This is a genomic window from Streptomyces sp. NPDC005899 (assembly GCF_040629645.1).
GTDB lineage: Bacteria > Actinomycetota > Actinomycetes > Streptomycetales > Streptomycetaceae > Streptomyces.
In genome coordinates, this window is sequence record NZ_JBEXWB010000213.1 from 1 (window position 1) to 10,992 (window position 10,992).

Annotated in this window: 12 protein-coding genes; 11 read left to right on the forward strand and 1 reads right to left on the reverse strand. The window is 72.8% G+C overall.

The features are described from left to right. Positions 1-136 precede the first annotated feature (136 nt). The 5 genes from ABZ371_RS21760 (at position 137) to ABZ371_RS21780 (ending at position 4,410) form a co-directional block, all read left to right on the forward strand. A complete protein-coding gene (locus ABZ371_RS21760) occupies positions 137-1,210 on the forward strand; it encodes a nitronate monooxygenase (protein ID WP_358682188.1) in 1,074 nt (357 codons plus the stop codon). Beyond that, positions 1,207-1,953 carry a 16S rRNA (uracil(1498)-N(3))-methyltransferase gene (locus tag ABZ371_RS21765; RefSeq protein WP_358682190.1) on the forward strand — a complete coding sequence of 249 codons (747 nt, stop codon included), beginning with the start codon at positions 1,207-1,209 and terminating at the stop codon, positions 1,951-1,953. The genes ABZ371_RS21760 and ABZ371_RS21765 overlap by 4 nt, the downstream gene beginning before the upstream one ends. A gap of 169 nt (positions 1,954-2,122) precedes the next feature. Continuing rightward, the gene (locus ABZ371_RS21770) at positions 2,123-2,482 is read left to right on the forward strand and encodes a histidine triad nucleotide-binding protein (protein ID WP_358682192.1); all 360 of its coding nucleotides are present in this window, start codon (positions 2,123-2,125) and stop codon (positions 2,480-2,482) included. Positions 2,483-2,498: 16 nt separating this feature from the next. Next, positions 2,499-3,407 carry a ribonuclease Z gene (locus tag ABZ371_RS21775; protein WP_358682195.1) on the forward strand — a complete coding sequence of 303 codons (909 nt, stop codon included), beginning with the start codon at positions 2,499-2,501 and terminating at the stop codon, positions 3,405-3,407. A 10-nt stretch (positions 3,408-3,417) separates the two neighbouring features. Then, on the forward strand, positions 3,418-4,410 hold the full coding sequence (locus ABZ371_RS21780) for an adenosine deaminase (protein ID WP_358682198.1): 993 nt from the start codon (positions 3,418-3,420) through the stop codon (positions 4,408-4,410). On the opposite strand, the gene ABZ371_RS21785 is transcribed toward ABZ371_RS21780, so the two are convergent. Beyond that, a complete protein-coding gene (locus ABZ371_RS21785) occupies positions 4,374-5,717 on the reverse strand; it encodes an MFS transporter (protein ID WP_358682201.1) in 1,344 nt (447 codons plus the stop codon). The two genes, ABZ371_RS21780 and ABZ371_RS21785, sit on opposite strands and share 37 nt — an antisense overlap. Before the next feature lie 382 nt (positions 5,718-6,099). Here ABZ371_RS21785 and ABZ371_RS21790 point away from each other — a divergent pair, with 382 nt between their 5' ends. The 6 genes from ABZ371_RS21790 to ABZ371_RS21815 all read left to right on the forward strand — a co-directional run bounded on the left by ABZ371_RS21790 (position 6,100) and on the right by ABZ371_RS21815 (position 10,981). After that, complete coding sequence (locus ABZ371_RS21790; protein WP_358682204.1) at positions 6,100-7,215, forward strand: PfkB family carbohydrate kinase; 1,116 nt, start codon at positions 6,100-6,102, stop codon at positions 7,213-7,215. Positions 7,216-7,351: 136 nt separating this feature from the next. Continuing rightward, positions 7,352-8,374, forward strand: a complete 1,023-nt coding sequence (locus ABZ371_RS21795; protein WP_358682206.1) for a PhoH family protein — start codon at positions 7,352-7,354, stop codon at positions 8,372-8,374. A 12-nt stretch (positions 8,375-8,386) separates the two neighbouring features. Beyond that, positions 8,387-8,884: an rRNA maturation RNase YbeY gene (gene ybeY / locus ABZ371_RS21800; RefSeq protein WP_358682209.1), complete on the forward strand. Its 498-nt coding sequence runs from the start codon at positions 8,387-8,389 to the stop codon at positions 8,882-8,884. Next, positions 8,881-10,164, forward strand: coding sequence for a hemolysin family protein (locus ABZ371_RS21805; RefSeq protein WP_358682212.1), 1,284 nt, complete (start codon positions 8,881-8,883; stop codon positions 10,162-10,164). The genes ybeY and ABZ371_RS21805 overlap by 4 nt, the downstream gene beginning before the upstream one ends. Beyond that, a complete protein-coding gene (locus ABZ371_RS21810; protein WP_358682215.1) occupies positions 10,161-10,514 on the forward strand; it encodes an MmcQ/YjbR family DNA-binding protein in 354 nt (117 codons plus the stop codon). Before ABZ371_RS21805 ends, ABZ371_RS21810 begins: the two co-directional genes overlap by 4 nt. Before the next feature lie 113 nt (positions 10,515-10,627). Then, positions 10,628-10,981: a cytidine deaminase gene (locus ABZ371_RS21815; RefSeq protein WP_358682218.1), complete on the forward strand. Its 354-nt coding sequence runs from the start codon at positions 10,628-10,630 to the stop codon at positions 10,979-10,981. Positions 10,982-10,992: the final 11 nt, after the last annotated feature.

Sequence of the window (10,992 nt, forward strand, 5' to 3'; positions counted from 1 at the left end):
CGCCGGTTCCGTACCGGCGGGCGGTGCGGCGTGCGGGGGCCCGTCCGGACCGTGGGACCGGACGGCGCCGTCCGGCGGCCCGTCCGGGTGGACCGGCTGATTCGGAACGGTGCGCGGGACGTGGCACGATGCGCTCATGTCCTTGGCGCTGACCGATCTCTGCCGGTATCCGATCGTGCAGGCCCCGATGGCCGGCGGGGCTTCCGGCCCGCAGCTGGCCGGAGCCGTCGCCGAGGCCGGGGGCCTCGGTTTCCTCGCCGCCGGCTACAAGACCGCGGACGGGATGTACAACGAGGTCAAGGAGGTGCGCCGGCTGACCGGCGGGGCCTTCGGCGTCAACCTGTTCATGCCGCAGCCCCTGCTCGCCGACCCGAGCGCGGTGGAGGTCTACCGCCACCAGCTCGCCGGCGAGGCCTCCTGGTACGAGACCCCGCTCGGCGACACCGACGCCAGCGGCGACGACGGTTACGAGGCCAAGGTCGCGATCCTGCTGGAGGACCCCGTCCCGGTGGTCTCCTTCACCTTCGGCTGCCCCGCCCGTGAGGTGCTCGACGCCTTCGCCGAGGCCGGCACCCTCACCGTCGTGACGGTCACCTCCCCCCAGGAGGCCCGCAACGCGCAGTGGGCGGGCGCCGGGGCCGTCTGCGTCCAGGGCTTCGAGGCGGGTGGCCACCAGTCCACGCACCGCGACGACCCGCAGGGCGGCCTCACCGGTACCGGGCTCCTGACCCTCGTCACCGAGGTACGCGAGTCCGTGGCGCTGCCCCTCGTCGCGGCCGGCGGAGTGATGCGGGGCTCCCAGATCGCGTCCGCGCTCGCGGCCGGGGCGGACGCGGCCCAGCTCGGGACGGCGTTCCTCGCCTGCCCCGAGTCGGGGGCCCATCCGCTCCACAAGCAGGCCCTGACCAACCCCCTGTTCGTGACGACCGCCCTGACCCGGGCGTTCTCCGGCCGCCCCGCGCGGGGGCTGGTCAACCGCTTCGTGCGCGAGCACGGCCGGTACGCCCCCGCCGCCTACCCGCAGGTCCACCAGCTGACCAGCGGGCTGCGCAAGGCCGCCGCCCGGGCCGGTGACGCCCAGGGCATGGCGCTGTGGGCGGGGCAGGGGCACCGGATGGCACGCGAGCTGCCCGCCGGGGAACTCGTGGAACTGCTCGCCGCCGAAACGGAAGCCGCGCGTGCGGCTGTGAGTGGGAGGAGTGCCCGGTGACGGCACCGGTCTTCGTCGTCGAGCACATGCCCGGCGGCCCGGAGTTCACCCTGGAGGGGCCCGAGGGGCGGCACGCCGTGTCCGTGAAGCGGCTGAACCCGGGGGAGGACGTCGTCCTGACCGACGGGCGGGGCCGCTGGGCCGAAGGCGTCGTGCGGGCGGCGGAGGGGAAGGACCGCCTGCTCGTCACCGGCCTGGACACGGTGCACGAGGAGCCGGCGCCCACCCCGTACGTCACCGTCGTCCAGGCCCTGCCCAAGGGCGACCGGGGGGAGCTCGCGGTCGAGACGATGACCGAGACGGGCGTCGACGCGATCGTTCCCTGGCAGGCGGCGCGGTGCATCACGCAGTGGAAGGGCGACCGGGGGCTCAAGTCCCTGGCCAAGTGGCGCGGCACCGCCCGGGAGGCCGGCAAGCAGTCGCGCCGGGTGAGGTTCCCGGAGGTGGCGGAGGCCATGTCGACCAAGCAGGTCGCCGCGCTGCTCGCCACCGCTGACTTCGCGGGCGTCCTGCACGAGGACCGGGAGGCGGGCAGCGCGCCGCTCGCCACCGCCGAGCTCCCCGGCCGGGGGTCCATCGTGCTGGTGGTCGGCCCGGAGGGCGGGGTCTCCCCCCAGGAGCTCGCCGCCTTCGCCGCCGCCGGAGCGCCGCCCTACCGGCTCGGCCCCAGCGTGCTGCGCACCTCGACGGCGGGCACGGCCGCCGCCGCGCTGCTCATGGGGCGCACCGGGCGCTGGGGCTGAGGCGGAGGCCCCAGGGGGGGCGTACCCCGGCGGCCGTCGCCGGACGTACCCGGCCCGATAGCATGCCGGTGTACTGATCACGGCCCCACGACCGGGCGGGACCGTCGGCCCCGGCCGGTGGACCGGTGGGGGCACGTGCACCGAGAGAGACGACCGAGGAGGCCCGGCCATGGCGGGAGAGCCGCAGACCGACTGCCTGTTCTGCAGGATCGTTACGGGCGACATCCCGGCGACCGTCGTCCGCGAGAGCGACACGACTCTCGCCTTCCGCGACATAAACCCCCAGGCCCCCACACACGTCCTGGTCATCCCCAAGGCGCACCACCCGGACGCCGCCTCGCTCGCCGCGGCCGATCCGCGGGCCGCCGCCGACGTGCTGCGTGAGGCGGGGCTCGTCGCCGCCGACGAGGGGATCGACGGCACCGGCTACCGCATCGTCCTCAACACGGGCTCCGGCGCCGGGCAGACCGTGTTCCACGCGCACGCCCACGTCCTGGGCGGCCGCGGCATGCAGTGGCCCCCCGGCTAGGGCGGGTCCGCACACCGTGTCCGCACGTGAACTCGTCGTCCTCGGCACCGCCAGCCAGGTACCGACCCGCCACCGGAACCACAACGGCTACCTGCTGCGCTGGGACGGCGAGGGCATCCTCTTCGACCCGGGCGAGGGGACCCAGCGCCAGATGCTGCGGGCGGGCGTCGCCGCGCACGACATCCACCGGATCTGCGTCACGCACTTCCACGGCGATCACGCGCTGGGCCTGGCCGGGGTGATCCAGCGGATCAACCTCGACCAGGTCCCGCACCCCGTCACCGCCCACTTCCCGGCGAGCGGGCAGCACTTCTTCGACCGGCTGCGGTTCGCGACGGCCTACCGGCAGTCCGTCGAGCTGGCCGAGGCGCCCGTGGCCGCCGACGGCGTCCTCGCCACCACGGACGCGTACAGCCTGGACGGCCACCGGCTCTCCCATCCCGTCGAGTCCTACGGATACCGTCTCACCGAGCCCGACCGGCGGCGCATGCTGCCCGCGAAGCTCGCGGAGCACGGCATCGCGGGCCCCGACGTGGGGCGGATCCAGCGCGAGGGCGCCCTGCGCGGCGTCAGGATCGAGGACGTGTCCGAGCACAGACGCGGCCAGCGGTTCGCGTTCGTCATGGACACCCGGCTCTGCGACGGCGCCTTCGCGCTCGCCGAGGGGTGCGACATGCTGGTCATCGAGTCGACCTTCCTCGACGAGGACGGCCGCCTCGCCGCCGACCACGGCCACCTCACCGCCGGGCAGGCGGCCCGGGTGGCGAGGGAGTCGGGCGTGCGGCACCTGGTGCTCACCCACTTCTCGCAGCGCTACACCGACCCCGACGCCTTCGAGCACCAGGCCAGGGCGGCCGGCTTCGAAGGCGAACTGACCATCGCGCGGGACCTGATCACGGTCCCCGTACCGACCCGACACCAGTGACGAGAAGCCCGTGCACATCCCCAAAGCAGAACTCCACCTCCACATCGAAGGGACCCTCGAACCGGAGCTGGCCTTCGCCCTCGCCGCACGCAACGGCGTGACCCTGCCCTACGCGGACACCGAGGACCTGCGCACGGCCTACCGCTTCAAGGACCTGCAGAGCTTCCTCGACCTCTACTACGCCCTGATGACCGTGCTGCGCACCGAGGACGACTTCGCCGAACTGGCCGACGCCTACCTCTCCCGTGCCGCCGCCCAGGGCGTCCGGCATGCGGAGATCTTCTTCGACCCGCAGGCCCACACCGACCGCGGCGTCCCGATCGGCACCGTGGTCGAAGGGCTCGGCCGCGCCTTGGACCGCAGCGAGGAGACGCACGGCGTCTCGACCCAGCTGATCATGTGCTTCCTGCGGGACAGGTCCGCCGAGTCGGCCATGGAGACCCTGGAGGCCGCGAAGCCGTACCTGCACCGCATCAGCGCCGTGGGCCTGGACTCGGCGGAGGCCGGCAACCCTCCCGCCAGGTTCCGCGAGGTGTACGAGGCGGCCGGGGCCCTCGGCCTGCGCAAGGTCGCCCACGCCGGTGAGGAGGGACCCCCCGCCTACATCGCGGAGGCCCTGGACGTCCTGGGCGTCGAGCGCGTCGACCACGGCCTGCGCTGCATGGAGGACCCGGAGCTGGTGGAGCGGCTGGCCGCCGAACGGGTACCGCTGACGCTCTGCCCGCTGTCCAACGTACGGCTGCGGGCGGTCGACGTCCTCCAGGAGCACCCCCTGCCGGCCATGATGGCCGCCGGACTGCTCTGCACGGTGAACTCCGACGACCCCGCCTACTTCGGGGGGTACGCCGGGGACACCTTCCGCGCCGTCCACGAGGCGCTCGCCCTGGACCACGAGCAGGTGCGCACCCTGGCGCGCAACTCCTTCGAGGCGGCCTTCCTCGACCACGACGAGGAGCGCAGGGCGCGTTACCTCTCTGAGGTCGAGGCGTACACGTTCGACTGACCCGGGCCGGCCGTGCGGATCGCGCTCCTGACCAGCCGGCGGCGCAGCCCGGGCACGCTGATCTCCGCGACCGCCTGCTCCGGCGCGCCCAGCTTGGGTACGGCGCCGGGCAGGCTGCCGGTCGTGGCGGCGAGCAGCGCGGCCGGGGCGCCGCCACGGCGGCGGACCGAGCCGGGTACCAGCGGGCGGCCCCCGGTGTGCAGGGCGACGGCGGTGACCGGGGCGGCGACCAGGAGCGTGGCCGCCCCCAGGATCAGGCCCATCACCGCGTAGCCCGCCTGCGCCGACAGCACGCTGCCGAGGACGGGGCCGCACGCCGTCCCGACGGATGCCGCCGAACCCGCGAGGACCGCCCAGCGGCCGCGGACGTCCAGCGAGGCCGCCAGGCCGATCAGGTACGACAGGACCACCGGGTAGAAGGTGTTCCAGACGATCTCGCCGGTGGCGAACGAGCCGACGTCGTCGGCGGACGAGCTGAGGACGATGCTCGCCGCGATGACCGTCGTCCCGAGCCCGATGGGCACCGCCCGGCCGAGCCGTGCCCCGAGCATCCCGGCACCCATGACGCCGAGCAGGCCCGCGCCCAGCGCGGCGGCGAACACCGCGCCGACCGTCACCTCGGAGAGCCCCACCTGGGCGACGCCGATGCGGCTGCTCACCCCCCACAGCGCGTTCTGCGCCATGGACCAGACGAACATCCCGCCCGCCAGCACGAGGCCGGAGCGCCGGTGCGGCAGCCGTCCCCGGCCGGACGTGGCCGCACCGGCCGGCAGGGAGCCGCCCAGCCGTGAGGTGGCGGGCCACACGAGCAGGGCGACCAGGGCGATGGAGGCGAAGGGCAGCCGGTGGCCCCCGCCGAGGTGGGGAATCGTCAGGTAGAGGGCGCCGGCCGTCGCCGAGACGCTCAGCAGCCCCAGCGACGAGGTCCGGTGCGGGTCGCGCTCCGCGGCGATGCCGGCCGCCGCGACGGCGGTCGCCGTGCCGGAGCCGAGCCCGCCGACGACCACACCGGCGACCACCAGCGGCACCGAAGCGGTCAGCGCCGCGCAGCCGTAGCCCAGCGCGGCCAGGGCCAGTCCGGCGCGTGCCGGTCCGCGCGCCCCGTAGCGCTCGACGCGCCCCGCCAGGGCGAAGCCGGCCGACGCCGAGCTCAGGAGCAGGGCGCTGCCGACCACGCCGGCCTGGGCCGGGCCCAGTCCCAGACAGGCGCTGAGACGGCCGACGATGGTGGGGAGCAGATAGGCGGCGAGGTAACCGGCGGTGAACACGGCGACCAGGGGCCACGCGGCGCGAGGGCGCGAGGACATGGGCGTTCCTGAAGACATGCCTGAGGAGGCGGAAGAAGGCAGGGGAGGGTGAGGCGGGGGAAAGTGCCAGGCGGGGGTGGGGCGAGGGGGAACAGCGCGGGGAGGTGAGGCGAGGGAGCGAAGACGCGGCACTCGTCGTCACTGTCCCGAACGGTGCTCGCGGGGCAATTTGTATCAAGCGCGCACCGTGCACGGAAAGTAACCTCAATGTGATCTGGGTCACTTCCGGGTTTACTCGCTTTCCGACCGGGTACCCACGCATGTTTATGCAGGTCGGAGCGAGATTGAGCAAGGCGGTACGCACCCCTGGACGGCGGCCGGCCTTCCGGCACACTGGCCGGATCTCGCACTGTCCAGATCGACCACGGCCGGGGAGCGCACGGTGAGTACAGAAGACACGAGCGGCGACCCGCTCCTGGATCCCCTGCTCGGGCTGCGGGCACCGCAGGACCCCGCCTGCGACGTCTTCCTGACGGGCACGGTCTTCCTGGACATCATCTTCACCGGCCTGGACAGGGCGCCGGTGCGCGGCACCGAGACCTGGGCGAGGGGCATGGGCTCGAGCCCCGGCGGCGTCGCCAACATGGCCACCGCGCTCGCCCGGCTCGGGCTCCACACCTCGCTGGCCGCCGCGTTCGGGGAGGACCACTACGGCGAGTACTGCTGGGACGCCCTCGAACAGGGCGAGGGCATCGACCTGTCGATGTCGCGCACGATCCCCGGCTGGCACTCGCCGGTCACCGTCTCCATGGCGTACGAGGGCGAACGCACGATGGTCTCGCACGGCCACGAGGCGCCCGCCCCCGCCACCCCCGCCCTGCCCGGCCGGACCTTCCCGCACTGCCCGCCGCGTGCCCGCGCGGCCGTCGCGTCCCTGACTCCCGGGCGCGGCGAGCCCTGGGTGGCCGCGGCGGCGCGCAACGGGGCCCTCGTCTTCGCCGACGTCGGCTGGGACGAGACGGGCCGCTGGGACCTGGACGCGCTGCCCGACCTCCGGCACTGCCACGCCTTCCTCCCCAACGCGCAGGAGGCGATGCGCTACACCCGGACCGACTGCCCGCGCACGGCGGCCCACGCCCTGGCCGAGCGGGTACCGCTCGCCGTCGTCACCCTGGGGGCCGAGGGCGCGTACGCGGTGGACCGGGAGGCCGGGACCGCCGCCGAGGTGCCGGCCATCGAGGTGGAGGCCCTAGACCCCACCGGGGCGGGGGACGTCTTCGTCGCCGGGTTCGTCACCGGCACCCTGGCCGGCTGGCCGCTCGCCGACCGCCTCGCCTTCGCCGGACTCACCGCGGCCCTCTCGGTCCAGGAGTTCGGCGGGTCGCTGTCCGCGCCCGGCTGGGCCGAGATCGCCGCCTGGTGGCAGCGCGTACGCACCTGCGCGGACCAGGACCCGGCGGCGCTGGAGCGGTACGCGTTCCTCGACGAACTGCTGCCCGCCGCCAGCCGTGGGTGGCCGCTGCGCCGGGCGGTGCCCACGATCGGCTTCCGGCAGTGACCCGTCCGGGCGACGGACGATCACCCGGTAAAAGCTCTCGGCGTTGTCGGCGCCAAGTCGTACGCTTGTAGTTCGGAGGCCGTCGAACGGCGACTGCCCTGCAACAGGAGGTATGTGCAGGCCCGAGGGCCGGCCCATGACTCAGTCACCCACACAGCCGCAGGCTCGTGCCCAGATCATGATCCCGGCCGCACACCCCATGGTGATGCTCCTCGGATCGGGCGACTCCCTGCTTCGCGTGATCGAAACGGCGTTCCCGGCCGTCGATATCCATGTCCGGGGCAATGAGATAAGCGCGACTGGCAGCGCGGCGGACGTCGCTCTGATCCAGCGCCTGTTCGACGAGATGGTGCTGGTGCTCCGCACCGGGCTGCCGATGACGGAGGACGCTGTGGAACGCTCGATCGCCATGCTCAGGGCGAGCGGCAATGGCGACGGGGACGGCGACGAGACCCCCGCGGAGGTGCTGACACAGAACATCCTCTCCAGCCGCGGTCGCACGATCCGCCCCAAGACGCTCAACCAGAAGCGTTACGTCGACGCCATCGACAAGCACACGATCGTCTTCGGCATCGGCCCCGCGGGCACCGGAAAGACGTACCTGGCCATGGCCAAGGCGGTCCAGGCCCTTCAGTCCAAGCAGGTCAGCCGGATCATCCTGACCAGGCCCGCCGTCGAGGCGGGGGAGCGGCTCGGCTTCCTGCCGGGCACCCTGTTCGACAAGATCGACCCGTATCTGCGCCCGCTCTACGACGCCCTGCACGACATGCTCGACCCCGACTCCATCCCGCGGCTCATGGCGGCGGGCACCATCGAGGTGGCGCCGCTGGCGTACATGCGTGGCCGGACCCTGAACGACGCCTTCATCATCCTGGACGAGGCGCAGAACACCAGCGCCGAGCAGATGAAGATGTTCCTCACCCGTCTCGGCTTCGACTCCAAGATCGTCATCACCGGTGACGTGACCCAGGTGGACCTGCCGAGCGGCACGAAGAGCGGCCTGCGCCAGGTGCAGGAGATCCTCGAAGGCCTGGACGACGTGCACTTCTCCCGGCTCACCTCCCAGGATGTCGTCCGGCACAAGCTGGTCGGCCGTATCGTCGACGCGTACGAGAAGTACGACAACGCAGAGGGCCGCACCGGCCGCAACGGGAAGTAGTCGCAGCGCACCATGTCGATCGACGTCAACAACGAGTCCGGGACCGAGGTCGACGAGCAGGCGATCCTCGACATCGCCCGCTACGCCCTCGCCCGGATGCGGATCCACCCGCTGTCCGAACTCTCGGTGATCGTGGTGGACACCGCCGCGATGGAGCAACTCCACATCCAGTGGATGGACCTCCCCGGGCCGACGGACGTCATGTCCTTCCCGATGGACGAGCTGCGCCCGCCGTCCAAGGACACCGAGGAGCCCCCGCAGGGGCTCCTCGGTGACATCGTGCTGTGCCCCGAGGTCGCGAAGAAGCAGGGCGAGGAGGCGGACACCGGGCACTCGATGGACGAGGAACTCCAGCTGCTCACCGTGCACGGTGTGCTGCACCTCCTCGGGTACGACCACGAGGAGCCGGACGAGAAGGCCGAGATGTTCGGGCTCCAGGCGGCGATCGTCGACGGCTGGCGCGGTGAGCGCGGGCTGACCGGCCCGTCCCCGGCCCCCACCGTCTCGTGAGCGTCCCCCTCGTGTCCGGCGCCGTCCTGCTGATCGTCGTCGGCTGGCTGGCGGCGTGCGCCGAGGCCGGTATCGCCCGCACCTCCAGTTTCCGGGCGGCGGAGGCGGTACGGGCCGGGCGGCGGGGCAGCGCCAAGCTGGAGCAGGTGGCCGCCGATCCCACCCGCTACCTCAACGTGGCACTGCTCGTCCGGGTCGCCTGCGAGATGTCGGCCGGGGTGCTCGTCACCTACGCCTGCCTGAACGAGTTCTCCGAGACGTGGGAGGCGCTGGCCGTCGCCATGGGGGTGATGGTCCTCGTCAGCTACGTCGCCATCGGGGTCTCGCCGCGCACCATCGGCCGCCAGCACCCGCTGAACACGGCGACGGCGGCGGCGTACGCACTCCTGCCGCTGGCCAGGATCATGGGTCCCGTCCCGCAGCTGCTGATCCTGCTGGGCAACGCCCTCACGCCCGGCAAGGGCTTCCGCAAGGGCCCCTTCGCCAGCGAGGCCGAACTGCGGGCGATGGTCGACCTCGCGGAGCAGGAGTCGCTCATCGAGGACGAGGAGCGCCGCATGGTGCACTCCGTCTTCGAGTTGGGTGACACGCTCGTACGCGAGGTCATGGTCCCCCGCACCGACCTGGTCGCCATCGAGCGCTACAAGACGGTCCGCCAGGCGCTCACCCTAGCCCTGCGCTCCGGCTTCTCGCGGATCCCCGTCACCGGGGAGAACGAGGACGACATCGTCGGGATCGTGTACCTCAAGGACCTGGTCCGCAAGACGCACATCAACAGGGACGCCGAGGCCGACCTGGTCTCCACGGCGATGCGCCCGGCGGCCTTCGTGCCCGACACGAAGAACGCCGGCGACCTGCTGCGCGAGATGCAGCAGGAGCGCAGCCACGTCGCCGTCGTCATCGACGAGTACGGCGGCACGGCGGGCATCGTCACCATCGAGGACATCCTCGAGGAGATCGTCGGCGAGATCACCGACGAGTACGACCGTGAACTCCCGCCGGTCCAGGAGCTGGAGAACGGCTGCTACCGCGTGACGGCGCGGCTCGACATCGGCGACCTCGGTGAGCTGTTCGGCCTCGACGAGTACGACGACGAGGACGTGGAGACGGTGGGCGGCCTGCTGGCCAAGGCGCTCGGGCGGGTCCCGATCGCCGGTGCCTCGTCCGTGGTCGACCTCACCGACGGACGGAAGATCCGCCTGACGGCCGAGTCGCCGGCCGGGCGCAGGAACAAGATCGTCACGGTGCTCGTCGAGCCGGAGGGGGCGGAAGCGGAATGACACCCCAGGAGCTGCGGGCGTTCTGCCTGGAATTCGGCGCCAGCAAGGAGGAGTTCCCGTTCGGGCCCGAGGCGTCGGTGTTCAAGGTGCTCGGGAAGATGTTCGCCCTCAGCGCCCTGGACGCGCGACCGCTCACGGTCAACCTCAAGTGCGACCCGGACGAGGCCCTGCGGCTGCGCGAGGAGCACGAGGCGATCGTGCCCGGCTGGCACATGAACAAGCGCCACTGGAACACGGTCACGGTCGCGGACCTCCCGGACGGGATGGTGCGGGAGCTGATCGAGGACAGTTACGACCTGGTGGTGGCCGGCCTGCCGAAAGCGGAACGCCTGCGGCTGGACCGGCCGTAGGCCCCTTCGGCCCCGCTCACGCCTCGCCGGAGCCGGGGTACGGACGCGGCTCCGTCCCCGGGAAGGCGACCCCGTTGCCGTACGGGCGCCGGCCGCCTTCGTATGCTCGGTGCATGACCGACAGCACCGACCTCGGCCCCGAGGACCGCAAGATCGTCACGCTGGCACGCAGCGTCCGTGCCCGCAACGGAGTGCCGGAGGGGGCCGCGGTCCGGGACGAGACAGGACGCACGTACGCCGCGGGCACCGTGGAGCTGGAGTCGCTGAGGCTCAGCGCACTCCAGACCGCCGTCGCCATGGCGGTGGCCGGCGGGGCGACGTCCCTGGAGGCGGCGGCGGTCGTCTCCGAGGCCCCGGCCCCCTCGGACGCGGACCGCGCGGCCGTACGGGACCTGGGAGGACCGGACACGCCCGTGCTGCTCGCCGGGCCCGACGGAGCGCTCCGCGCCCAGGTCGCCGCGGGCTGAACGGGGCGGCC